The organism is Streptomyces sp. NPDC050549, assembly GCF_040655035.1.
Lineage (GTDB): Bacteria > Actinomycetota > Actinomycetes > Streptomycetales > Streptomycetaceae > Streptomyces.
In genome coordinates this window covers 58,116-81,759 of the sequence record NZ_JBFAJD010000001.1, presented here as the reverse complement: position 1 = coordinate 81,759, position 23,644 = coordinate 58,116, and the positions used below count along the sequence as shown (strand labels likewise).

Annotated in this window: 18 protein-coding genes and 1 tRNA gene; 11 read left to right on the top strand and 8 right to left on the bottom strand. The window is 71.3% G+C overall.

Annotated elements, in window-relative coordinates; genetic code table 11:
• The first annotated feature begins 44 nt into the window (after positions 1 to 44).
• From AB0I51_RS00390 to AB0I51_RS00350, 9 genes are all read left to right on the top strand, one after another.
• On the top strand, positions 45 to 1,316 hold the full coding sequence (locus AB0I51_RS00390; protein WP_362969860.1) for a helix-turn-helix domain-containing protein: 1,272 nt from the start codon (positions 45 to 47) through the stop codon (positions 1,314 to 1,316).
• A 159-nt stretch (positions 1,317 to 1,475) separates the two neighbouring features.
• The gene (gene orn, locus AB0I51_RS00385; protein ID WP_362969858.1) at positions 1,476 to 2,078 is read left to right on the top strand and encodes an oligoribonuclease; all 603 of its coding nucleotides are present in this window, start codon (positions 1,476 to 1,478) and stop codon (positions 2,076 to 2,078) included.
• 82 nt (positions 2,079 to 2,160) lie between these two features.
• A tRNA-His gene (locus AB0I51_RS00380) sits at positions 2,161 to 2,233 on the top strand.
• 249 nt (positions 2,234 to 2,482) lie between these two features.
• A complete protein-coding gene (locus AB0I51_RS00375) occupies positions 2,483 to 3,292 on the top strand; it encodes an alpha/beta fold hydrolase (RefSeq protein WP_362969856.1) in 810 nt (269 codons plus the stop codon).
• Positions 3,289 to 4,116: an SDR family NAD(P)-dependent oxidoreductase gene (locus tag AB0I51_RS00370; protein WP_362969854.1), complete on the top strand. Its 828-nt coding sequence runs from the start codon at positions 3,289 to 3,291 to the stop codon at positions 4,114 to 4,116. The genes AB0I51_RS00375 and AB0I51_RS00370 overlap by 4 nt, the downstream gene beginning before the upstream one ends.
• 66 nt (positions 4,117 to 4,182) lie before the next feature.
• A complete protein-coding gene (locus AB0I51_RS00365; RefSeq protein WP_362969852.1) occupies positions 4,183 to 5,172 on the top strand; it encodes an alpha/beta hydrolase in 990 nt (329 codons plus the stop codon).
• A 14-nt stretch (positions 5,173 to 5,186) separates the two neighbouring features.
• Complete coding sequence (locus AB0I51_RS00360) at positions 5,187 to 5,666, top strand: cupin domain-containing protein (protein WP_362969850.1); 480 nt, start codon at positions 5,187 to 5,189, stop codon at positions 5,664 to 5,666.
• Between the two features lie 32 nt (positions 5,667 to 5,698).
• Complete coding sequence (locus tag AB0I51_RS00355; protein ID WP_362969848.1) at positions 5,699 to 6,532, top strand: alpha/beta hydrolase; 834 nt, start codon at positions 5,699 to 5,701, stop codon at positions 6,530 to 6,532.
• Between the two features lie 160 nt (positions 6,533 to 6,692).
• A complete protein-coding gene (locus tag AB0I51_RS00350) occupies positions 6,693 to 7,592 on the top strand; it encodes an alpha/beta hydrolase (protein WP_362969846.1) in 900 nt (299 codons plus the stop codon).
• A gap of 24 nt (positions 7,593 to 7,616) precedes the next feature.
• Here AB0I51_RS00350 and AB0I51_RS00345 read toward each other — a convergent pair whose 3' ends face one another.
• From AB0I51_RS00345 to AB0I51_RS00310, 8 genes are all read right to left on the bottom strand, one after another.
• The gene (locus AB0I51_RS00345) at positions 7,617 to 10,400 is read right to left on the bottom strand and encodes an AAA family ATPase (protein WP_362969844.1); all 2,784 of its coding nucleotides are present in this window, start codon (positions 10,398 to 10,400) and stop codon (positions 7,617 to 7,619) included.
• A gap of 94 nt (positions 10,401 to 10,494) precedes the next feature.
• Positions 10,495 to 13,209, bottom strand: coding sequence for an AAA family ATPase (locus AB0I51_RS00340; RefSeq protein ID WP_362969842.1), 2,715 nt, complete (start codon positions 13,207 to 13,209; stop codon positions 10,495 to 10,497).
• A gap of 149 nt (positions 13,210 to 13,358) precedes the next feature.
• A complete protein-coding gene (locus AB0I51_RS00335) occupies positions 13,359 to 14,132 on the bottom strand; it encodes a serine/threonine protein kinase (RefSeq protein ID WP_362969840.1) in 774 nt (257 codons plus the stop codon).
• 30 nt (positions 14,133 to 14,162) lie between these two features.
• A complete protein-coding gene (locus tag AB0I51_RS00330; protein WP_362969838.1) occupies positions 14,163 to 15,218 on the bottom strand; it encodes a LacI family DNA-binding transcriptional regulator in 1,056 nt (351 codons plus the stop codon).
• 172 nt (positions 15,219 to 15,390) lie between these two features.
• Positions 15,391 to 16,845, bottom strand: a complete 1,455-nt coding sequence (locus AB0I51_RS00325) for a GH1 family beta-glucosidase (RefSeq protein WP_362969836.1) — start codon at positions 16,843 to 16,845, stop codon at positions 15,391 to 15,393.
• Positions 16,846 to 17,006: 161 nt separating this feature from the next.
• Positions 17,007 to 17,927: a carbohydrate ABC transporter permease gene (locus tag AB0I51_RS00320; RefSeq protein ID WP_362969834.1), complete on the bottom strand. Its 921-nt coding sequence runs from the start codon at positions 17,925 to 17,927 to the stop codon at positions 17,007 to 17,009.
• 14 nt (positions 17,928 to 17,941) lie between these two features.
• Positions 17,942 to 18,934, bottom strand: a complete 993-nt coding sequence (locus tag AB0I51_RS00315) for a sugar ABC transporter permease (RefSeq protein ID WP_362969832.1) — start codon at positions 18,932 to 18,934, stop codon at positions 17,942 to 17,944.
• A gap of 289 nt (positions 18,935 to 19,223) precedes the next feature.
• A complete protein-coding gene (locus AB0I51_RS00310) occupies positions 19,224 to 20,543 on the bottom strand; it encodes an extracellular solute-binding protein (protein WP_362969830.1) in 1,320 nt (439 codons plus the stop codon).
• A gap of 493 nt (positions 20,544 to 21,036) precedes the next feature.
• Between AB0I51_RS00310 and AB0I51_RS00305 the strand changes: the two genes are divergently transcribed.
• A complete protein-coding gene (locus AB0I51_RS00305) occupies positions 21,037 to 22,080 on the top strand; it encodes a LacI family DNA-binding transcriptional regulator (RefSeq protein ID WP_362969828.1) in 1,044 nt (347 codons plus the stop codon).
• A 115-nt stretch (positions 22,081 to 22,195) separates the two neighbouring features.
• Positions 22,196 to 23,620 (top strand): GH1 family beta-glucosidase, encoded by a 1,425-nt coding sequence (locus AB0I51_RS00300; RefSeq protein ID WP_362969826.1) that lies wholly within the window; start codon positions 22,196 to 22,198, stop codon positions 23,618 to 23,620.
• Positions 23,621 to 23,644: the final 24 nt, after the last annotated feature.

Genomic DNA, 23,644 nt, shown 5'->3' with positions numbered 1-23,644 from the left:
CGACACAACCGAGGAGCCGCGACCACCGAGGGGGGCTTAGCAGTATGAGCCACGACTCCACTGCCGCGCCGGAAGCCGCGGCCCGGAAGCTTTCCGGGCGACGCCGCAAGGAGATCGTCGCGGTGCTGCTGTTCAGCGGCGGCCCCATCTTCGAGAGTTCCATACCGCTGTCGGTGTTCGGCATCGACCGGCAGGACGCCGGAGTTCCGCGCTACCGCCTTCTTGTGTGCGGCGGCGAGGACGGTCCGCTGCGCACCACCGGCGGGCTGGAACTCACCACACCGCACGGCCTGGAGGCGATCTCGCGGGCGGGCACCGTCGTCGTGCCTGCCTGGCGGTCGATCACCGCGCCGCCGCCGGAGGAGGCGCTCGACGCACTGCGCCGGGCGCACGAAGAAGGGGCCCGCATAGTGGGCCTGTGCACCGGCGCCTTCGTGCTGGCTGCGGCGGGCCTGCTGGACGGCCGTCCCGCGACCACCCACTGGATGTACGCGCCGACGCTGGCCAAGCGCTATCCGTCGGTGCACGTGGATCCACGGGAACTCTTCGTCGACGACGGAGACGTACTGACGTCCGCCGGTACGGCGGCCGGAATCGATCTCTGTCTCCACATCGTGCGGACGGACCACGGCAACGAGGCGGCCGGCGCGCTCGCCCGGCGCCTGGTGGTCCCCCCGCGCCGAAGCGGCGGTCAGGAGCGCTATCTCGATCGGTCTTTACCAGAGGAGATCGGCGCCGACCCGCTCGCGGAGGTCGTCGCCTGGGCGCTGGAGCACCTCCACGAACAGTTCGACGTGGAGACGCTGGCGGCACGCGCGTACATGAGCAGGCGTACGTTCGACCGCCGCTTCCGCTCGCTCACCGGGAGCGCTCCCCTGCAGCGGCTGATCACGCAGCGGGTGCTCCAGGCGCAGCGCCTGCTGGAGACGTCGGACTACTCGGTGGACGAGGTCGCGGGCCGCTGCGGCTTCCGCTCGCCGGTGGCGCTGCGCGGTCACTTCCGCCGCCAGCTGGGCTCGTCGCCCGCCGCCTACCGGGCCGCGTACCGCGCCCGCAGGCCCCAGGGCGACAAGCAGGTGGACGGCGACGGCGCCCCGGGCCAGCCCGGCGGTCCGTCGTCCCTGGGCCCGGCGGGTCCGCCGCCCTCGCTCCACCCGGAGGGCCCGGTCCCGATGCAGACCCGTCGTACAGCGGCGAGCGCGCTGTCGGCGGCGACCGCGGCGGCCTCCTCCGCTTCGGCGGCGGAGAACGGCCGTGAGGCCTACGCCACGAGCCGCGCGGCGGCGAGCCTGCCCGGCCAGCGCAGCGCGACGTAGCGACAGCATTGCCCCCGGGGGTCTCCGACTGGAGATCTCCGGGGGCTTTCGCGCGCTCCGGGGCTTTTCGAGAGCTCCAGGGGTTTTCGCGAGCCCCCGCACCACAAGGTCACCGCACAGTCGGTCCAGCCGGGCGGCACGCACCTTAGGGTTAGACACATGAACGATCGCATGGTGTGGATCGACTGCGAGATGACCGGCCTCTCGCTGTCAGACGACGCTCTCATCGAGGTGGCCGCCCTCGTCACGGACTCCGAGCTGAACGTGCTCGGGGAAGGGGTGGACATCGTCGTCCGCCCGCCGGACCAGGCGCTGGAGACGATGCCGGACGTAGTACGCCAGATGCACACCGCGTCCGGCCTGCTCGACGAGCTGGCCGGCGGCACCACCCTGGCCGACGCCGAGGAGCTGGTCCTCGCGTACATCCGGGAGCACGTCAAGGAGCCGGGCAAGGCCCCGCTGTGCGGGAACTCGGTCGGCACCGACCGCGGTTTCCTCCTGCGTGACATGCCGACCCTGGAGGAGTACCTGCACTACCGCATCGTGGACGTCTCCTCGGTGAAGGAGCTGGCCCGCCGCTGGTACCCGCGGGCGTACTTCAACAGCCCCGAGAAGAAGGGCAACCACCGCGCCCTCGCCGACATCCGCGAGTCCATCGCGGAGCTGCGCTACTACCGCGAGGCGATCTTCGTCCCGCAGCCCGGCCCCGACTCCGACACCGCCCGCACGATCGCCGCGAAGCACGTCCTGCCCACCCCGTAAAAGCCGGGCGCGAGCACCCCTTCGGACCCTGTACACTTTTTCTCGGCCGGTCGGAAACTCGCAGAGTGAACGACCGGGCATGGTGGGTGTAGCTCAGCTGGTAGAGCACCTGGTTGTGGTCCAGGAAGTCGCGGGTTCAAGTCCCGTCACTCACCCTCGAATAAAGGCCCCTGGCCCGCGGAAACGCGGGCCAGGGGCCTTTTTCGGTTGTCTGCGGAGTGACAGGAGTGTCTCAACTCCCGCCCGCACCATGCGAGTACATGGCCGACTGGATCAAGGCCTGGATCAAGGCCCAGCGCATCGTCCCTGAACCACTGGGGTGCATCCCCAGTGCGATGACACCGGGATTCCCGGTTTCGTGTGCACATGCCGGGTCAGGACACCCGCAGAAAAGAGGCCCAGCCATGACCGTCCCCCTTCCCGTGGTCTTCATCCACGGGCTCTGGCTGCACAGCACCTCCTGGCAGCCGTGGATCGATCTGTTCCGCGCGGAGGGCTACGACCCCTCCGCGCCCGGATGGCCCGGCGACCCCGCCACCGTCGAGGAGGCGCGCCAGAACCCCGAGAGCATCGCCGGCTACGGCATCGACGACGTCGTCGAGCACTACGCGACCCTGATCGAGGCGCTGCCCGCGCGGCCCCTCCTGATCGGCCACTCGTTCGGCGGGATGATCGCGCAGAAGCTGCTCGGCCAGGACCGCGCGGCCGCGGCGGTCGCGATCGACGCGGCGCAGATCAAGGGCGTTCTGCCTCTTCCGCTGTCCGCGCTGAAGGCGACGCTCCCGGTCTTCAAGAACCCGGCCAACAAGCGCCGGGCGGTCTCCCTGACCGCGGAGCAGTTCCGGTTCGCGTTCGGCAACGCCGTCGCGGAGGAGGAATCGGCGGCCCTGTACGAGCGCTGGACCATCCCCGCACCGGGCAAGCCGCTGTACGAGGCCGCCTCCGCCAACTTCAACCCCCACTCGCCGGCGAAGGTCGACACGGACAACAGCGGACGCGGCCCGCTGCTGCTCGTCTCCGGCGGCAAGGACCACACGGTGCCCGAGGTCGTCACCCGGGCCACCCTCAAGCAGTACCGGCACTCCGAGGCGGTCACCGACATCATCAACTTCCCCGACCGCGGGCACTCGTTGACGATCGACGGCGGCTGGCGCGAGGTCGCGGACACCGTACTCACCTGGCTGCGGCAACAGGGTCAGGAGACCGGGCGATGACCTCCCCTGCGTCCCGGACCGCGACGTCCGATGCCGACGCGGGCCTGGCCGGGCGGACCGTCGTGGTCACCGGCGCCGGGCGGGGCATCGGGCTGGCCGTCGTCGAGGCCTTCCTCGCGGCCGGTTCCCGCGTCGTCGCGGGTTCGAGGGAACGCACCGACGCCCTCGACCGGCATGTGAAGCAGGGGGCCGAGCTCACCGTCGTGGAACTCGACCTCGCGACACCGGACGGTCCGGCCGCGCTGGTCGCCGAGGCCGTGGCGCTCCATGGCGGTGTCGACGTCCTGGTGAACAACGTCGGGGCGGTACGGCCGCGGGTCGACGGCTTCCTCGGCGTGACGGACGAGGACTGGGAGTGGACCTTCACGGTCAACTTCATGGCCGCCGTCCGCGCCACCCGGGCCGCGCTGCCGCACCTGCTCGCCACCGGCGCGGGCCGTATCGTCACCGTCTCCTCGGTCAACGCCCGGCTGCCCGACCCGCTGGTCATCGACTACGGCGCGGCGAAGGCGGCGCTGACCAACTTCTGCAAGGCCCTGTCCAAGGAGGTGGGGCCGCGCGGTGTGCGGGTGAACACCATCGGTCCCGGACCGGTGGAGACGGCGCTGTGGCAGGGCGCCGACGGGGTCGCCGCCACGGTCGGCCAGTCGCGGGGCGTCGACCCCGGGGAGGTGGCCCGCGGCGCGGCGGACCAGTCGGTGACCGGCCGCTTCACCCGGCCGTCGGAGGTGGCCGATCTCGTGCTCTACCTCGCCGGTCCCCGGGCGGCGAACATCACCGGCGCCGACTTCGTCATCGACGGCGGCCTCGTCGAATCCCTCTGAGCGGCCGTCACGGAACGGCGGGCGCCGAGCCCGCCTCGCCTTCCCTCTCATCCCCTGGAGAGACCAGTGAGATTCCGCCTGCCCAGATCCCGCCGCCTGGTGGCCGCGGTCTTCGCCCTGGCCGTCGGCCTCGGGTCGACCACCCTCACGGCCGCGGCCTCCGCCGGACCCGCGGCCCCGGCCGGCGAGCAGGTACCCGCCGGCTTCAGCGAACACAGGACCCGGGTCGCCGGGACCGGCATCGACTACGTGATCGGCGGCCACGGCCCGACCCTGGTCCTGATCCACGGCTACCCCCAGACCTGGTACGAGTGGCACGCGATCATGCCCGCGCTCGCCGAGCACTACACCGTCGTCGCACCGGACCTGCCCGGCGCGGGCCGGAGCGACGCCCCGGCGTCCGGCTACGACAAGAAGACCATGGCCGCCACGCTGCACGCGCTCCTGGTCTCGCTCGGCAGGGACCAGGACGTGAACGTCGTCGGCCACGACATCGGCACGATGGTCGCCTACGCCTACGCGGCGCAGTACCCGCACAGCGTCAGGAAGCTCGTACTCAGCGAGGCCCCCATCCCCGACCCGGGCATCTACGAGTTCCCCTCCCTGACGGCCCAGGGTCCCGGAGCGTGGCACTTCGGCTTCTTCTCCCTGCGGACCGGCCTCCCGGAGAGTCTGATCCGGGGCCGCGAGCTGACCTGGACGACCGGCTTCATGCGGGGCATCGCCGTACACAAGGACGCCCTGACCCCGGAGGACCTGCGGGTCTTCGCCTCCTACCTGCGCGACTACGCGCACCTGGAAGCGAGCTTCGAGTGGTTCAGGACGTTCCCGCAGGACATCGCCGACAACGCGCGGTTCCAGAAGACACCCCTGACCATGCCGGTGCTCGCGATCGGCGCCTCCGGCAGCCTCGGTTCGTCGGTCGCGGAGCAGGTGCGCCACTACGCCACCCATGTCACTCCGGCGGTCGTGGCCGACTCCGGCCACTGGATCTACGAAGAGCAGCCGAAAGAGACGACCGACATGCTGCTGCGTTTCCTGAGCAGCCACCGATGACGTCAGGAGCGGACATGACCAGGTTCTTCCCCACCTTCGGCCCGACGGCCGAGCGCGAACCCTTCTGGTTCCTCGGCGGCCAGGCCAGGATCCTGCTGCCCGGCACCGCGACCGACAACCGGCTCAGCCTGATGGAGTTCGCCGACCCGGCCGGCCACGCGCCCCCGCACCACGTCCACGAGGACGAGGAGGAGGTCTGGTTCGTCCTCGACGGCGAGGTGACGTTCTTCGTCGGCGACCAGCGCCACGACCTGGTGCCCGGACAGGTCGCGTACGGGCCGCGCGGGGTTCCGCACAGCTATCTGGTGCGCTCGCCCGAGGGGGCGCGGATGGCGGTGCTGTTCAGCCCGGCCTGCATAGAGGAGTACTTCCGGGCCAACGGCACCCCGGTGGCCGAGACCGGGGACCTGCCGCCGGAGTTCGACCTCGCGGCGGTCGTGGCCTCCGCCGAGGCCTTCCACCTGCGCGTCACCGGACCGCCGCCGTCCTTGTGAGCCGGTCCACCAGAGTCACGAAGGGAACCGACATGCCGTACATCACCGTCGGCCGGGAGAACTCCGCCGACATCGAGCTGTACTACGAGGACCACGGGAGCGGGCAGCCCGTCGTGCTGATCCACGGCTACCCGCTGGATGGCCACTCCTGGGAGAAGCAGCTCCCGGCCCTGCTCGACGCGGGCCACCGGGTCATCACCTACGACCGGCGCGGTTTCGGCCGGTCCTCGCAGCCGACCACGGGCTACGACTACGACACCTTCGCCGCCGATCTCGACGCGGTGCTGACCGGGCTGGACCTCACCGACGTGGTACTCGTCGGGTTCTCCATGGGGACCGGGGAAGTCGGCCGCTATCTGGGCACCTACGGCTCGCAGCGGATCGCCAAGGCGGCCTTCCTCGCCTCCCTCGAACCCTTCCTGGTCAGGACCGACGACAACCCGGACGGCGTCGACCAGTCCGTCTTCGACGGCATCCTGGAGGCGGTCACGAAGGACCGCTACGCCTACTTCACCGGCTTCTACGAGGCGTTCTACAACCTCGACGAGACGCTCGGCAGCCGGATCAGCGAAGAGGCCGTGCGGGCGAGCTGGAACGTGGCGGCGGGCGCGTCGGCGTACGCGTCGGTGGCCTGCGTGCCGACCTGGATCACCGACTTCCGCGCCGACGTCGCCAGGATCGACGTACCGACGCTGATCCTGCACGGCACAGCCGACCGGATTCTGCCGGTCGACTCCACCGGGCGGCCCTTCCACGCGCTGCTGCCCTCGGCCCAGTACATCGAGATCGAGGGTGCCCCGCACGGCCTGCTGTGGACGCATGCCGAAGAGGTCAACGCCGCGCTGCTGGCCTTCCTGGCCAAGTAGTCGCGCGGGGCGGCCGGGCGGTGTACGCGTCGGCGCAACCCCTTGCGTCACTTCACGGTCACCGCCACCGTCATCACGCCGGCCGCCCGGCGTCCGTGGCCGGTGTGGAACACGACCGGTCGGCGGCCCCGCCGCCGGGACGGATGACGAGGAGACGGTGATGACGAGGTCCGGAGCACCGGGGCTGACGGATCACGCCGGCGTCCCGCTCACCCACGGCCGGCCACGGGTCAACGGGGTCGATCTGCACTGTGCGACGGGCGGCAGCGGTGATCCGGTGGTCCTGATCCACGGCGTGCCGAAGACCATGTTCTTCTGGCGCCACGTCGTCCCACTGCTCACACCGCACTACTCGGTCGTCGTTGTGGACCTGCGCGGGTTCGGCGGCTCGGGACGTCCGAGCACCGGGTACGACACCCGGACCCTGGCCGCCGACATCGCCGCGCTCATGGCAACGCTGGGACACGACCGCTACCGCGTGGTGGGCGAGGACTGGGGTGCGGCCGTCGCCTACGCCGTGGCGGCCTTCCACCGCCCGGAGGTCGTCCAGCTCGTCTTCCAGGAGACCAGGCTGCCCGGCCTCCCGGTTCCGGGCCCCGGGCCGCTCGACGCCGAGGATCCCCGCACCGGTTGGCATCGCTCGTTCTTCGGCCTGCCGCACTACCCCGAACTGCTGATCACCGGCCGGGAGCGCGCCTTCTGGACGTACTTCATGCGGCGGATCATGTGGGACCCGAGCGCGTACACGGACGCCGACGAGGACGAGTACACCCGAGGGCTCGAAGAGCCGGGCGGCAACCACGCGGTGTTCGAGCTGTACCGGGCGACCGAGACCGACGCCGCCCAGAACCGGCCGCAGTTCGCCGTCCCGCTGGAATGCCCGGTGCTGGCCGTCGGGGGACGGGCCTACCTCGCCGCGGAGCCCGGGGAGCAGATGGCCCGCGTCGCGGTGGACGTCACGCCTGTGGTGATCGAGCGGGCGGGGCACAACATCCCGTTGGAGGCACCTGCCGAACTCGGGCGCCACTACCTCGACTTCTTCGCGACGGCGCGGGAATGACGGTCCGACGAGGGCGGCCGGTGCTCAGTCCCCGGCCACCGGTTCCGGTTCGCCGATCGCGCGGGGGATCTGCTTCCGGGAGGTTATGCCGAGCTTGCGGAACACCTTGTTCAGATGGAACTCGACGGTCGAGGCGGTGACGAACAACCGCGTCGCGATCTCTCCGTTGGTCAGCCCCGAGGCGGCCATGGAGGCCACCTGCCGTTCCCGCGGTGTGAGGTCGAACCGGGTGTCGACCGTGCGCCTGCGTGCCGTCTCCCCGGTGGCCAGCAGCTCGATCCGGGCCCGCTCCGCGTACGGCACCGCGCCGAAGGCGTCGAAGCTCTCGTAGGCGGCGCGCAACTGTTTCCTGGCATCGGAACGCCGCTTGCGGCGGCGCAGCCACTCGCCGAACAGCAGCCGGGCCCGGGCCTGTTCCAGGGCCAGCGGTGCCTGCCCCAGCAGGTCGACCGACTCCTGGTAGAGCTTCTCGGCCTCGTCGCCGTCCGCCGTCAGTGCCCGGCCGAGGGCCAGCGCGCCCAGGGCCCAGGGCGTACCGGCGAGCGGGGCGCGTTCCTCCAGCCGGGACAGTGCCGCGAGGGTGACGGCCCGGTCGCCGGTGCGCACTCCGGCCTCGATGAGCAACGGGAGAACGAGGTTGCCACAGGCTGGGGGGTCGCCTTCGAAGACGGCCCACGCGTGCCGCAGCGCCTGCCGGTAGCGGCCCTGTCCCAGTTCGAACAGGGACAGCGCGTGCTGTGCCAGCAGCTGGAGCACGCCGTGGCCCATGATCTTCATCTCCGCGGTCTGCCGCACCGCTTCCCGCAGCTCGGGCTCCCGGCCGGCCAGGGCGAACAGGTGGAGCCGGTTGATGGCTCCGCCGCCGCGGAAGCCGGTGTCGGCCGCGATGTCGTCGAACTCGGCGTAGCGGACCTCCGCCTCCGTGAACCGTCCGTCCCAGAGGTCGCAGCGGGCCGCGACGAGCAGCGTCATGCTCAGCGCGTACAGTGCGCCGGCGTCGCGGTCCGCCGCCGCGAGACGGTCGGTGAGTTCACGCTCGGCCCGGACGTCCCAGAGATCGTCGCAGGCCATGGAGAGCACCACCGCGAAGGGGCTGTTCGCGTCCCCGATCTCCGCACCGTCCCGCAGCCGGTCCAGGGCGGTACGCAACACGGACGCGCCGTGCTCGTAGCCCTCGGCCACGCGCCGGGCCAGACCCTCCATCAGTACGTCACGGCCGTACGCGGCGGTGTCCGGGGCGTGCCGGGCGGCGACGACCGCCACCGCGACCTCGGTCAACGACGTGCCCTGCGGACAGCCGTCGGCGACCAGCGCCGCGTGCAGCGCCTCCCGGAGCAGTTCCCAGGTCAGCCGGGGGTCTCGCGGGCCGAGCCTGCTCACGGCGTCCATCAGCATCGCCGGGACGTCGGCGACGGCGATCTGGAACATCTGCGCGGTCGCCCGCATCCGCAGCTCGCGCGTGCGCATCACCGGGCCGCGGATGCCGGCGCCGGCCAGGTCCAGCGCGATCCGCGCCGCTGCCGCGTCGCCGGACGCCAGATGGGCCTGCGCGGCGTCGAGCAGCCGCTCGGCCCGCTTGTCCGGGTCGCCGGTGAAATCGGCGGCGCGCGACAGGAAGCGGGCCTGCTGGGAGTAGCCGCCGCGGGAGCGGGCCCGCTCGGAGGCGGCCGCCAGGTCGTCGGCGACGTCGTCGTCCACGCCCTCGGCGGCCTCGGCCCGGTGCCAGGCGCGGCGGTCGGCGTCCCGTACGGGGTCGCAGGCTGCGGCCAGGGCCGCGTGCGCCCGGCGGCGCTCTCCGGGTTCGGCCGCGGCGTAGACCGTCGAGCGGATCAGGGGGTGCCGGAAGGCCGCCGGCATGTCCCGGCCGAGGATTCCCGCGGCGACCGCCGGCTGGGCGGCCCGGGCGGACAGTCCGAGCCGCCCGGCGGCCCGCCACATCAGTCCCGTGTCGTCCGAGGGGGCCGCCGCGAGCAGCAGCAACAGGGTCCCGGTCTCGGGCGGCAGGGTTCGGACCAGGTGCTGGAAGTGGCTCTCCAGGAGCCGGCCCACCGGCAGCGGATCGGGCAGTGGGGCGATACCGGACAGTTGCTCGGCGGTCAGGGCGTCGGCCAGTTCCAGCAGCGCGAGCGGATTGCCGCCGGTTCCGGCGACGATGCGGTCGGCCACACCCGCGTCCACCCGCCGGGGCACGGAGAGGAGCAGGTTCCTGGCCTCCGGCTCCGGCAGACCGGTCACGGAGTGCACGCTCAGCGCGTCGAACAGGCCGTCGTCCGCGAGCCCGTCGCGGACGGCGATGATCAGGCCCAGGGAGTCGGCGTGCAGCCGGCGGGCGACGAACGCGAGTGTCTCGGCCGACTCCCGGTCCAGCCACTGCGCATCGTCCAGCAGGAACAGGAGCGGCTGGTCGGCGGCGGCCTCGGACAGCAGTGTCAGCGTCGCGAGGCCGACCAGACAGCGGTCGGCCGGCGGCCCCGGCACCAGGCCCAGGGCCGCGTCCAGCGCGGCCCGCTGAGGCCCGGGCAACCGGTCCGTCCGGTTCAGGAAGGGCCGCAGCAACCGGTGCAGCGCGCCGAAGCCGAGACCCGTCTCGGGCTCGGCCGCGGTCAGCCGGACCACGCGGAGTTCGAAGGCCCGGGCCGCGGCGTACTCAAGGAGCCGGGTCTTGCCTATCCCCGGTTCGCCGGTGAGGACCAGGACTCCGCTGAGGCCGTCGCGCACCGCGTCGAGCAGCCGCCCGACGGCTTCGCGTTCGGCGTGGCGTCCGACCATCCGCGGCCCGGACGCGTGCCGGCCGCCGTTCCACACCATGGGACCGCTCCCCCGCTTGTCGATGCTCTGACATGGGGAACGGTAGGAACGCCGTGCCGGCGGAAGCGAGCGTCATGTGACGGTGGTGTGCCGGTCAACGCAGTGCGCTGACCACCGTCCGCAGCTCGGCACGCGAGGCCACGCCCAGCTTGGGGAAGATCCGGTGGAGATGCGAGCTGACGGTACGGTGCGACAAATAGAGCCGCTGGCCTATCTCGCGGTTGGTCAGCCCGTCGGCGGCGAGCTGGACGATCTGCAGCTCGTGGGCGGTCAGCTGGTCCCGGGCGTCCGGGGCCCGGCGTCGGCTGGTCTCGCCCGCGGCGCGCAGTTCCCGGCGGGCCCGCTCCCCCCAGGGAATCACGCCGAGCGCGTCGAACATGTCGCGGGCGGCACGGAGGTGGTCGCGGGACTCGACGCTGCGCCGCCTGCGCCGCAGCCATTCGCCGTAGGCCAGATGGGTGCGGGCCCTGATCAGCGGCCAGGCGCCGAGGTCGGCACGCAGCGCGTCCGCGAAGAGCGGGTCGGCGTCCTCGTCGGCGGCCAGCAGCGCCCGGACCAGCCGCAGATCGGCGTGCAGCACCGGCGCGGAGGTCACCGTGGCGATCTCCTCCAGCTCCGCCACGACGGGGAGCACGAGCTCCAGCCGCCCGCAGTGCACCGCCGCGTCGACCAGGTCGACCACGGTCGTCAGTCGCAGGGCGACCTGGAACGCGGGATCCGCCGGATCGTGCAGTCGGCGGAAATGCCCGAAGGCCTCCTCGAACCGCCCCGTGCCCAGCGCGGCCAGCCCGCGGGCCATCGACGCGGTGGCCAGCACCGGACGTGCCCCGGCGGGCAGCCCGATCTCCTCCGCCTCCTCGGCCAGCCCCAGGGCGGAATCCACCTCACCGCGCAGCGCGGCCAGCTTGGCCGCGGTGGCGGTCATCAACGCGTACATCATCGTCTGGCTGGTTTCGCGCGCCAGTCTTCGCGACTCCTCGGTCGTGGCGATCGCCGCGCCGAGATCGCCGACCACGAGCGCGCTCCACGCGTCCGCGCCGACCGTGCGCGCCAACAGCCCCAGGCGCCCCTGGGCACGCAGCGGCTCGGCGCCGGCCGCCGAGAACGCCCGCGCCAGGTCGAAGCCGCCGACGAGGAGCGAGGCGGTGCTGAGCATGCGGTAGGCGCGGCCGTCGTCGCCCTCTTTCAGGGCGACGCGCCGGGCCCGCTCCAGGACGAAGGTGCCGCGGTCGACCGGCGCGGCGTAGGCGCAGATGGCCAGCCGCCACGGATCGAGTTCGTCGAGTTCCAGCCGCTCCACGGCTGCCAGGACCGTACGGCGGCCCTCCGGGCCCGGGTCGGACCAGAAGCACAACTGCGCGGCGCTCCACAGGATCCGCAGCGCCAGCGCGCGGTCCTCCGCTGCGATCTCCTCGGCGAGGGCGGTCAGGGAGTTGGCGCCCGAGGCATGGCTGTGCAGTCCTTCGTCGAAGCTGCCGCGGAGCCAGACGACCGTCGCGTGCTGCCGTCTCGACAGCGGGCCGGTGAGGGCCTGGTCCAGCAGCCGGGTCACGGTCTCGGGCCGGCCGAGCTCTACGGCGAAGTCGGCGGCGCGCAGCAGCCGTTCGACTCGGCGATCGGCGTCCTCGCTGAGCGCGGCGGCCTGTTCGAGGGCCGTGACGGCCGCCGCGATGCCACCACGGCGGGCGGCCCGGTGCGCGGCTTCCTCCAACGCGGCGGCGACCGTCTCCTCCGGTTCGTCGGCCGCGGCGGCCCGGTGCCGCAGCTGCCGGTCCGGGTGTTCCCAGAGCACGGCGGCGAGCGCCGCGTGCGCGGCGTGACGGACGCCGGTGGGCGTGGTCTGGTGGATCGCCGACCGCATCAGCGGATGCCCGAACCGCAGTTCGCCGCCGACGACATGGACGAGGCGGGCGCGCACGGCCGGGTCGAGTTCCGGGGCTCCGGCCGTCGCGCCGGTGAACAGCCGGGTCGCGCGGTAGATCTCGGGGAGCGACGGGCTGTCGTTGAGGGCCGCGATCCGCAGCAGGCTCCGGGTGATGTCGGGCAGGGTCTCCAAGCGGTCGGTGAAGGCCTGTTCGAGCCGCTCGGTGAGCGGCAGTTGGGACATGTACGGATCGGCCGACGCTCCGAGGGAACGGGAGAGCTCGGTCAGGGCCAGGGGGTTGCCGGCGGCCTCGGCCAGCAGCCGGCGGTGCGCGGTCGGCCGCAGGTCAGGGGCCTGGTCCGCCAGGATCTCCGCGGCCTGGCCGTCCGTGAGCGGGCCCAGGGTCACGGAGGTGAGTTCGTCGGAGCTCAGGCGCGAGCGGTAGCCGTCGCGTGCGGCCCCCACGATGACCACCGGCTCCGTGCCCACTCGGCGTGCAACGAAGGCCAGGACGCTGGCGGTGGCGTCGTCGAGCCACTGGACGTCGTCGACCAGGACCAGTACCGGCGCGACGGCGGCCGCGTCGGCCAGGAGGTTGAGGACCGCCAGACCGACCAGGAAGACGTCGGGGACACCGGCCCCGGCGAGTCCGAGAGCGGTGTCGAGGGCCTGCCGGTGCGGGGTGGCGAGCTCGGCGGCTCCCGCGGCCAGGGGGCGCAGGACGAGTTGCAGACCGGCATAGGGGATGTCGCTCTCGGCCTCCACACCGCTGGTGCGCAGGACCCGGTGGCCGAGCCTCTCGGCGAGGGCGGCGGTCTCGGCGAGCAACGCCGTCTTCCCGATGCCGGGGGCCCCGCGGACCAGCACCGCGCTCCCGTGGCTCCGCGGCTCGGCCAGCAGCCGGCGCAACAGATCCAGCTGATCGTCCCGACCGATGAGCTCCACATTCCCCCCATCAGCCGGGTCTCCGGACTCGGTCTGCCTGGAAGGTCAGGGTACTGTGCCACGGCCGACGACCTGTAGCGGAAGACCGGGGTGCGACGGACTCCCGCTTCGCCTCGGCACCGCGCCGGGACCGGGCGTTGCCCGCGAGATCAGGTGGCAGCGCGCCAAGCGTCCGTGAACTCCCGTACGCCCGCGAACCGTTCGGCGGGATCGGCACGGGTCGCGCTTTCCAGTACGGCGAGTTGACCCGCCGTACCGCGCCAGGCCCGCCGTTCACCGCCGTCGAGGAGGACATGCGCACTACGGCCGAGGGCGTAGACCGTCGTACGGATGTCGATGACGGAACCCCGGTCCCACTCCTCGGGGGCCATGAAGCGGGCCGAACCCGGGAGGCGGTCCTCGTCGAGGGCGAAGGGGCCGGGGCGGTACTCGTCGAGGTCGACGAGGTGGAGCGTGTCGCCGCCGAAGTCGTACAGGAACGCGCCGTCGTAGAGATCGACCGCCACCATGCCCGCCGCCTCCACCGCGAGATGCGCGTCCAGGACCCGGTCGACCGCGCGCAGGACCGAGGCGAGGGGCAGGGCGCGGAAACGGGCACGGGCGGGGCCGTACAGGGACTCCCCGTGGCGCCAGGGCATGACCGCCGCCGTACGCCCGCCCGCCATGGTGATCCGGTGCAGTTGCGGGACGATCGCCGGGTGCCGCACGGCCTGGTGGAATGCCCAGGCGCGGTCGAGTGAGGTCTGGGCGGGGTCTGTTGTCGCTTCCTTCACGAACCAGCGCTCGCCGTCGGGGAGTTGGACGCCGTACGAGACGCAGCCGGAGTCCTGGTCCCGGAAGGCGCGGAACACGTCGCCCACCGTTCGGAGGAAGGGCTCGGTCGCGGGGATCTCGTCGACGGCCAGCAGCGGATGCGGAGTCATGGGGATCATCCTGGCCGAGCGACCACCGCCTCATGAAGACGCGCGCGTCACCAACTCCGTTGCCAGTACCGCGTGTTGCCGCTCCAGGTCGCGGGGCGCCGTTGGACGGCGGTCCGCGATCTCGGCGAGCAGCAGGTCGATCATCGCACGGCCCATCTCCTCGATGGGCTGACGGACGCTGGTCAGGGGCGGGTCCATGTGGCGGGCGATGGCCGAGTCGTCGTAACCGACGAGGGCCACGTCCTCCGGAATGCGCAGGCCCTCCTCGCGGAGCACCTGGCGGGCACCGGCCGCCATGACGTCCGAGCCGGCGAAGACCGCGTCGACGTCGGGACGGCGGGCCAGCAATTCCTTCATCGCGCGTCGGCCGCCCTCCTCGGTGAAGTCGCCCGGCTGGATGAGGTGTTCGTCCACCTCGTGGCCCGCGTCGAGCAGCGCCTCGCGGTAGCCGTCGACGCGACGCTGGGCGCCGTAGACGTCGAGGCGGCCGGTGATGTGCGCGATGCGGGTGCGGCCGCGGGACAGCAGGTGCTCCACGGCCGAGCGCCCGCCACCGTAGTTGTCGGAGTCGACCGAGGTCAGGGGCTCGCCGGCCGACCGGGGGCCGCTGATCACCGCCGGGATCTCCAGCTCGGCCAGCAGGTCAGGCAGCGGGTCGTCCGCGTGGACCGAGACGAGCAGGACGCCGTCCACGCGGTGCGCGGCCAGGTACTGGGCGAGGCGCTGCCGCTCCCGGTCACTGCCTGCGAAGATGAGCAGGAGCTGCATCTCCGTGTCCGACAGCTGGGTGCCGACGCCCTTGAGCATGTCGGAGAAGTACGGTTCCGCGAAGAAGCGGGTCTCCGGCTCGGGGACGACGAGGGCGATCGCGTCCGTGCGGTTGGCGGCCAGCGCCCGGGCCGCCGTGTTCGGGACGTAGTCGAGTTCCGCGACCGCCGCCTCGACGGCGGCGCGGGTCGCGTCGCTGACCCTGGGCGAGCCGTTGATCACCCGGGAGACCGTGCCGCGGCCCACACCGGCACGGGCGGCGACCTCCTCCAGGGTCGGCCGTCTGCCGCCCCGGTTCCGCCCACCGCTGACCGCCATGGTCGCCGCCTTCCGTTCGCAGCTTTCAGGCCAGGAATGTAACAGCCCAGGCCCGGACGCCCCGCCTCCATCGTCCCTCGTCTGCCGGGGGCCTCGCCCGCCGAGCCGCGGAACGGTGGGGCGGAACACGGCCGTCGTCCGGGCGGCGCCCCTCAGACCGGGTGGCCGGGCCTCACCCGTCCTCCCCGACGGTCGGCAGCGCGTTCCCCCGGATCACCTCGGCGTACCAGTGGGCGCTCGCCTTGGGGATGCGGCGCTGCGTGGAGTAGTCGACGTAGACGGCGCCGAAACGCTTCGAATAGCCGTAGGACCATTCGAAGTTGTCGAGGAGGGACCAGAGGAAGTAGCCGCGGACATCCGCTCCGTCGGCGACCGCCCGGCGAACAGCGCCCAGGTGGGCGTGGAGGTAGGCGATCCGCTGCGGGTCGTTCACCAGGCCCTCGGGGGAGACGTAGTCGTCGAACGCCGCGCCGTTCTCCGTGACCATCAGCGGCAGCCCGGGGTGCGACGCGGCCAGGTCGGTCAGGAGGGTGTGCAGGCCGCTCGGGTCGATCGCCCAGTTCATCGCCGTCAGCTGGTCGTTGGCGAGGTGGAAGTCCACGTTCTCGGAGCCGGTCCACGGAGAGTGGTCGCTCGCGCCGTGGCCGTCGTTCTTGGTGACACCGGAGCCGTCGCCCGCCGAGACGACGGTCGGCGCGTAGTAGTTGACGCCGAGCACATCGATGGGCCGGGAGATCTCGGCGAGGTCGCCGTCCCGCACCAGCTCCGTCCAGTCGACGAGGTGCGCGGTGTCGGCGAGCAGGTCCTCGGGGTAGGCGCCGTCCAGGACCGGCCCGGTGAAGATCCTGTTGCCGACCGCGTCGATCCGGCGGGCGGCCTCCGTGTCCTCGGCGCTGCCGGTGAGCGGGCGCACCTGGTGCAGGTTGAGGGTGAGGGAGGTCTGCGCGGACGTCGGCAGGACCTCGCGCAGCGCCCCGACCGCCTGGCCGTGGCCCAGGTTGAGGTGGTGGGCGGCGCGCAGGGTGGCCGCCGGGTCGGTGCGACCGGGAGCGTGCACACCGGAGCCGTAGCCCAGGAAGGCGCTGCACCAGGGTTCGTTGAGGGTGGTCCACAGGCCGACGCGGTCCCCGAGGGCCCGGCCCATGATCTCGGCGTAGTCGGCGAAGCGGTGCGCGGTGTCGCGCTGCGGCCAGCCTCCCGCGTCCTCCAACTCCTGTGGCAGGTCCCAGTGGTAGAGGGTGGCGACGGGGGTGATGCCCGCCGCGAGCAGTTCGTCGGTGAGTTTGCGGTAGAAGTCGAGACCCCGCTCCACGGCCGGTCCGCGGCCGGTGGGCTGCACCCGGGACCAGGAGATCGAGAACCGGTACGCCTTCAGGCCGAGGTCCTTCATCAGCGCCACGTCGTCGCGGTACCGGTGGTAGTGGTCGGCGGCGATGTCGCCGGTGTCGCCGTTGCGCACCTTCCCTGGCGTGTGACTGAAGGTGTCCCAGATGGAGGGGGTCCGGCCGTCCTCGGCGGCGGCGCCCTCCACCTGGTAGGCGGCGGTCGCGGCACCCCAGACGAAGCCCGGGGGGAAGGATATGGCGGAGGCCGACGCGGCCTTGGTCTCATGTCGTACGGCAGTCATGTGAGCGCTCCCGGAGCTGAGTGAGGAAACGCCGGACGGCGATCCGGCGGTGAGGGGAAGCGGACGGGGGCACGACGACGGGCGCCCGGCCGGGTACGGCCCGCAGCGGGCCGTACAGGACGGTGAACGGAGATTGCGCGACCGGCGGTCGGCGGTCGGCGTCAGCCCTTGACGGCGCCCGCCATGATGCCTCCGATGATCTGCTTGCCGAAGATCACGAACACCAGCAGCAGCGGCAGGGTGCTGATCAGCGCTCCGGCCATGACAATGCTCTGGTCGGGGGTGTAGGAGGCGCTGAGCTGGCCGAGCGCGACCTGGATGGTGGGGTTGTCCTGGTTCAGGGCGAGGAAGGGCCAGAAGAAGTCGTTCCACGCCTGCACGAAGGTGAGCATCCCGAGCACCATCATCGCGGGCCTCGCGGCGGGCAGGACCACGTTCCAGACGATGCGGATGTTGCTCGCCCCGTCCACCTTGGCGGCCTCGATGAGTTCGTAGGGCAGGGCCTCCGACAGGTACTGGCGCATGAAGAAGACACCGAAGGCGCCGACGAGGGTCGGGAAGATCACCGACTCCAGCTTTCCGCCCCAGCCGATGTCCGCCATCATCATGAACAGCGGTACGACGCTGAGTTGGGGCGGGATCGTCAGGGTGGCGATGACCGCGGTCATCAGGACGCTACGGCCGCGGAAACGCATCTTGGAGAAGGCGTAGCCGGCGAGGGTGCAGAAGAACAGCGTGGCGGCGGTGATGCAGCCCGCCACGATCACGGTGTTGACGATCGCCTTCCCCAAGTGGGCCTGTTCCCAGGCCGACTGGAGGTTGCTCCACAGCCGGCCGCCCGGCAGCAGTGGCGGCGGGCTGTCGAGGACCCGCTGCTGGTCGTGCGAGGCGGCCACCAGCGTCCAGTACAGCGGGAAGATCGAAAGCAGGCCTACGACGGTCAGGGTGGCGTAGGTGAAAGGGCCGCCCTTGAGCTGCTGGCCGGCGCCGATCTTGAAGCGTCGGCGGCCCCTGCCCGGGGTGACGGAAAGGGGTGCCGGGTCGAGGTCCGGCGCGGTCTTGGTGGGGCTGGTCGTGGTCATCGATATCGCTCCCGTCAGGCCGCGCTGTTGCGCACGAACCGGCCGACGATCCAGTTGATCAGGGCAATGAGCAGAAGCAGGACGAGCATGGCCCAGGCCACGGCCGCCGCCGGGCCCAAGTGCCCCAGCTTCCAGCCGTAGTTGAAGAGATAGATACTGAGCGTCTCGTACTGGTGCTCGCTGCCCCCGGTGGAGCCGAGCGTGCCGCCCTGCAGCAGCAGCGGCTCACCGAACAGCTGCATGGAACCGATGGTCGAGATGACGATGGTGAACAGGATCGTCGGCCGCAGCGAGGGAACAGTCACCTTGCGGAACTGCTGCCAGCGCGTCGCTCCGTCGATCGAGGCCGCTTCGTACAGGTCGGCGGGCACGGCCTGCATGGCCGCCAGGTAGATCAGGGTGTTGTAGCCGGTCCAGCGCCAGATCACGATGACCGAGATGGCGATCTTGGACGTCCACTCCCCGTTGCCCCAGTCGGTGTTGCCGATGCCGACGAAGTGCAGCACCCAGTTGAGCAGACCTCCGTCGGCCCGGAAGACCAGGGCGAAGACGAGGGCCGCGGTCGCCACCGAGGTGGCGTACGGGGTGAGGATCACCGTCCGCCAGACCGTGCTGGCGCGCAGCTTGTAGTTGAGCAGGTGGGCCATGCCCAGTGCCATCAGGAGCTGCGGAACGGTCGAAATGACGCCGATGACAAAGGTGTTGGTGACGGCGGTCCAGAACTCGGAGTCCTGGAGGATCGTGGCGAAGTTGTGCCAGCCGACCCACTCGGACTGGTTCAGGCTCGTCATCTCCACCCGGTGCAGGGCTATCCAGCCCGTGTACAGCATCGGGTAGAGGCCGAAGGCACCGAAGATGAGGAAGAAGGGGGCGATGTACGCGTACGGCGACGCCTTGTCGTCGAAGCGCCACAGCCGGGTGCGCCACACGCTGGGCGGGTTCGACACGGTGCCGGGGCCGCCGGGTGGCGGGGCGGGGGCACCCCGTGTGGGGGTCGTGGTTGCCACGGAGGAAGTCCTTCCCTGGATCTCGGCCGGGGTACGGGCGGGGCGGAGGCCGGAGATCCGGCCTGGGGGCACGTCGTCGAACTCGGGTCGCCGGTCCCGGCGGACACGGTGCGGCGGTGTCCGGTGAGTGCGCGCCGAACACCGCTGAAAGGACCGGCACTTGACGACCGGCGCGGGTGCGGGGCACCGAGGCCGTCCGGGCCCCGCGCCTACGGCAGGAGCCGCCGCACGGTCCCACGCACGTGACGCGGTGCGGGCGCCCGCCGGGTCGCCCGCACCGCGGCCTGTGTCAGCCGATCACCTTGTCGATCGACTCGGTCGCGGCCTTCCACGCCTTGGCGGGCGCGGTGCCCCGCTGCTCCATGTTGTTGATCTGCGTGGAGATCGTGTCCTTGATCGTGCCGTCCTTCGCGCCGAGCACGGCCTCGGGGATGGCCTTCGCCTCGTCGGCGTAGATCTGGCCGATCGGGGCGTTGTTGAAGTACGGCAGGGTCGCGTTCTTCACGCTGGCGAGTTCGTAGGCGCCCTTGTTCGACGGGAAGACACCGATCGCCTTGAACACGGAGGCCTGCTGCTCGGGAGCGGTCAGCCACTTGACCAGGTCGGTGGCTTCCTTGACGTGCTTGCCGCTCTTGGGCACGGCCAGGAAGGAGCCGCCCCAGTTGCCCGCGCTGGTGCCGGGGGCACGGGCGATGTCCCACTTGCCCTTGTAGGCGTCACCGGAGTTGATGGAGATCTGGCCGGCCATCCAGGCGGGGCACGCCACGGTGGCCACGGTGCCCTTGCGCAGCGCCGCAGTCCAGGCGTCGGTGAACTGGGGCAGACCCTCGGTCAGTTTCTTGGACGCGGCTTCCGCGGCCAGGTTCCAGCCCTGCTGCACGGCGGGGCTGTTCTTGTAGATCGCCTTGCCGGAAGCGTCGTAGTACTGCTCCGCGGAGGAACTGACGACCGCGTTGTACATGGCGCTCGCGGAGTCCATGAAGTACGTGCCCTTGGGGGCCTTCGCCTTGAACTTCTCGCCGAGCTTGAGGTAGTCCTCCCAGCCGCCCGCGACGGCCTTGGCGACGGAGTCACGGTCGCTCGGCAGGCCCGCCGCCTTGAAGAGGTCCGAGCGGTAGCACAGGGACATCGGGCCGATGTCGGTGCCGGCGCCGATGACCGAACCGTCCGACGCGGTGGCCTGCTTCTCCTTCCAGGAGACCCAGTCGCTCACGTTGATCGTCTTGCTCAGGTCGGCGAACTTGGCCGCCTGGGTGTCGACGACCTCCTTGATGCGGCCGACCTCGATGCCCGTGACATCGCCCAGGCCACTGCCCGTGTTCAGCTGCTGAAGAAGCTTCGGGTAGTAGTCCTGCTCGTTGGCGGTGGTGTTCTCCTTGACCGTGATGTTCGGGTGCAGCTTGTGGTACTGGGCGAACAGGCCGGCTTCCTTGTAGCCGAACTGCCCGAAGTCGTCCACCGTGAGAGTGATGTTCCCGTTCGAGTCCTTGGCGTCCGAGGAGCTGTCGCTACTGCAGCCGGTCAACAGCAGGGCAGAGGCCGTCAGGACCGTCGTGGTCACGGCCGCCACTCTGCGGCCGTGGCCGCCGCCGGTACGGGTGATGCGCATTCCACTACTCCTTGTTCCAGTGGGGAACGGGGTCTCAGGAATCGGACCGCCGAGGCTCGGCGATCCGGACCTGCCCTCTCGTTTCGAGCAGCGGCCAGCCCACAGCACAGGGCGTGCGGTGAAAAGGTGCTGGTCAACGGTGTGTCATGCGAGATAGAGGGACGGGCCGTTGGTGGTTCGGTCCACACGGGAGGGAGTCCCCGAGGTTCCGTGGGACCGCTCCCACGCGGCATGCCGGAAGACTCCTTCGTGCTGGGCCGGGTGTCAAGACTTGAAAACGGCGTTGTTGCGCAAGCGTGTTCAGCACGTCACGGGAACGTGTCGCTCCACGAGCCGTCATCGGCCGGACACGGAGCGGTCCCACACAGAATTCCCGCAGGTCGCTCAAGGGTCCGTCACGCGGACGGGGAGCCAGGGACGTCCGTCCGGGTCGTCGCGCAAATTTCTGGGCCAGAATGAGGCCAGCCCCCCACTGATCGCCGGAAGGTGAACGATGAGCCCTGCCGAGCAGCCGCCTCCGCGCGCGGAGGTCCGGCGCCCGACCCTCAACGCCGTGGCCGCCCTCGCCGGCGTCGGCCGCGGCACGGTCTCCCGGGTCATCAACGGCTCCCCGAAAGTGAGCGCCCCCACCCGAGCGGCCGTGGAGCAGGCGATCGCCGAACTTGGCTACGTCCCCAACCCGGCCGCCCGTTCGCTGGCCAGCCGCCGCACCGACTCGGTCGCCGTGGTCGTTCCCGAGGGCGAGGCCCGGCTCTTCTCCGAGCCCTACTTCTCGGAGATCATCCGCGGCGTCTCCGCCGAACTCTCGGCCGCCGGGATGCAGTTGCTGCTGGTCCTGGTGCCGGACGAGAAGGAGTACGCACGGCTCGCCACGTACCTGTCCGCGCATCGGGTGGACGGCGTGCTGATGCTCTCGGTCCACAGCGGCGACACGCTCCCCGACCGTCTTCACGAACTCGCCGTACCGACCGTGCTCGCCGGCCGGCGCGGCCCCGGGGAGCCGCTCGGGCATGTCCGCGCGGACAACAGCGGCGGCGCCAGAGTCGCGGTCGAGCACCTGCTGGCCAAAGGACGCCGGACCATCGGCACCATCACGGGTCCGCTGGACATGGACGCCGCCCGGGCCCGACTCGACGGCTACCGCGAGGCGTTGGAGCACGTGGGCATGACCGTCGACGAGGACCTGATCGCGTACGGCGACTTCCGGGAGGAGGGCGGACGCGCGGCCATGCGGGAGTTGCTGCGCCGACGGCCCGGTCTCGACGCGGTCTTCGCCGCCTCCGACGTGATGGCGTCGGGCGCCATGCTGGAACTGCGCGCATCGGGCCTGCGGGTGCCCCGCGACGTCGCCGTCGCCGGTTTCGACGACTCGATCGTGGCCCGGCACACAGATCCCCCGCTGACCAGCGTCCGCCAGCCGCTGGAGGAGATGGGCCGGACCATGGCGCACCTCCTGCTGCACGAGATCGCCCACCGCGACGGCGATCGCCGCGGAGTGGTCCTGCCGACGCGGCTGGTGGTGCGGGAGTCCGCGTGAGCGGAGTACCGGCAGCTCCCGAGTGGGTCGAATTGCGGAAAGGGCCGGACACCCTTTGTGCATGGGAGCGCTCCCATGCATAATGGTCGCCACCCGACCCCATGGGAGCGATTCCATGTCCGACCTGACGACCGTGACCTTTCCTCCCGCCTTCCTCTGGGGCGCCGCGACCTCCGCGTACCAGATCGAGGGGGCGGTGCGGGAGGACGGCCGTACGCCCTCGATCTGGGACACCTTCAGTCATACGCCGGGCCGTACGGCCGGTGGTGAGCACGGTGACATCGCTGTCGACCACTACCACCGCTACCGCGACGACGTGGCGCTGATGGCGGACCTGGGCCTCACGGCGTACCGCTTCTCGGTCTCCTGGTCACGGGTGCAGCCGACCGGCCGGGGCCCGGCGGTCCAGGTGGGCCTGGACTTCTACCGCCGCCTGGCGGACGAGCTGCTGGCGGTAGGCATCAAGCCGGCGTTGACCCTCTACCACTGGGACCTGCCACAGGAGTTGGAGGACGCGGGCGGCTGGCCGGAGCGCGACACGGCGTACCGCTTCGCCGAGTACGCGCAGATCGTGGGCGAGGCGCTGGGCGACCAGGTGGAGCAGTGGATCACGCTGAACGAGCCGTGGTGCAGCGCGTTCCTGGGCTACGGCTCGGGGGTCCACGCGCCGGGCCGTACGGACGCGGCCGCTTCACTGAAGGCGGCCCACCACTTGAACTTGGCGCACGGGCTTGCCACTTCGGCGCTCCGGTCCGCGGTCCCGGCCCGCAACTCGATCGCGGTGAGCCTCAACTCGTCGGTGGTCAGGCCCGCTTCGCAGTCGCCGGCGGACCTGGCGGCGGCCCGGAAGATCGACGACCTGGCCAACGGGGTGTTCCACGGCCCGATGCTGCACGGGGCATATCCGCAGTCGCTGTTCGACGCGACGCGATCGATCACGGACTGGTCGTACGTCCTCGACAACGACCTGACACTGATTCACCAGCCGCTGGACGCACTGGGGTTGAACTACTACACGCCGACGCTGGTGGAGGCGGCGGCCTCCGCTTCGGCGGGCCCGCGCGCCGACGGCCACGGCGCGAGCGCGTACTCCCCCTGGCCTGGCGCGGACGACGTGGCGTTCCTCCAGACCCCGGGCGAGCGCACGGAGATGGGCTGGACGATCGACCCGACGGGCCTGTACGACCTGATCACGCGGTACACGAGGGAGGCCCCGGGCCTGCCGCTGTACGTGACCGAGAACGGCGCGGCGTACGACGACAAGCCGGACCCGGATGGACGGGTGCACGATCCCGAGCGCATCGCGTATCTGCACGGCCACTTGTCGGCGGTGCGGCGTGCGATCGCGGACGGCGCGGACGTGCGGGGTTATTACCTGTGGTCGCTCATGGACAACTTCGAGTGGGCGTACGGCTACGAGAAGCGGTTCGGGGCGGTGTACGTGGACTACGCGACGCTGGCCCGGACCCCGAAGTCGAGCGCGCTGTGGTACGGGAAGGCGGCGCGGACGGGCGTACTGCCGACGGTGGGCGAAGCCTGACCGACGGGGGACACCGGGGGACGG

Bases quoted from the DNA above. Each gene is read 5' to 3' on its own strand.
- AB0I51_RS00390 (WP_362969860.1), top strand. From the start codon at position 45: ATGAGCCACGACTCCACTGCCGCGCCGGAAGCCGCGGCCCGGAAGCTT.
- AB0I51_RS00360 (WP_362969850.1), top strand. From the start codon at position 5,187: ATGACCAGGTTCTTCCCCACCTTCGGCCCGACGGCCGAGCGCGAACCC.
- AB0I51_RS00325 (WP_362969836.1), bottom strand. From the start codon at position 16,845: ATGACTGCCGTACGACATGAGACCAAGGCCGCGTCGGCCTCCGCCATA.
- AB0I51_RS00335 (WP_362969840.1), bottom strand. From the start codon at position 14,132: ATGACTCCGCATCCGCTGCTGGCCGTCGACGAGATCCCCGCGACCGAG.
- AB0I51_RS00300 (WP_362969826.1), top strand. From the start codon at position 22,196: ATGTCCGACCTGACGACCGTGACCTTTCCTCCCGCCTTCCTCTGGGGC.
- AB0I51_RS00370 (WP_362969854.1), top strand. From the start codon at position 3,289: ATGACCTCCCCTGCGTCCCGGACCGCGACGTCCGATGCCGACGCGGGC.
- AB0I51_RS00305 (WP_362969828.1), top strand. From the start codon at position 21,037: ATGAGCCCTGCCGAGCAGCCGCCTCCGCGCGCGGAGGTCCGGCGCCCG.
- AB0I51_RS00330 (WP_362969838.1), bottom strand. From the start codon at position 15,218: ATGGCGGTCAGCGGTGGGCGGAACCGGGGCGGCAGACGGCCGACCCTG.
- orn (WP_362969858.1), top strand. From the start codon at position 1,476: ATGAACGATCGCATGGTGTGGATCGACTGCGAGATGACCGGCCTCTCG.
- AB0I51_RS00350 (WP_362969846.1), top strand. From the start codon at position 6,693: ATGACGAGGTCCGGAGCACCGGGGCTGACGGATCACGCCGGCGTCCCG.
- AB0I51_RS00345 (WP_362969844.1), bottom strand. From the start codon at position 10,400: ATGGTGTGGAACGGCGGCCGGCACGCGTCCGGGCCGCGGATGGTCGGA.
- AB0I51_RS00320 (WP_362969834.1), bottom strand. From the start codon at position 17,927: ATGACCACGACCAGCCCCACCAAGACCGCGCCGGACCTCGACCCGGCA.
- AB0I51_RS00355 (WP_362969848.1), top strand. From the start codon at position 5,699: ATGCCGTACATCACCGTCGGCCGGGAGAACTCCGCCGACATCGAGCTG.
- AB0I51_RS00310 (WP_362969830.1), bottom strand. From the start codon at position 20,543: ATGCGCATCACCCGTACCGGCGGCGGCCACGGCCGCAGAGTGGCGGCC.
- AB0I51_RS00375 (WP_362969856.1), top strand. From the start codon at position 2,483: ATGACCGTCCCCCTTCCCGTGGTCTTCATCCACGGGCTCTGGCTGCAC.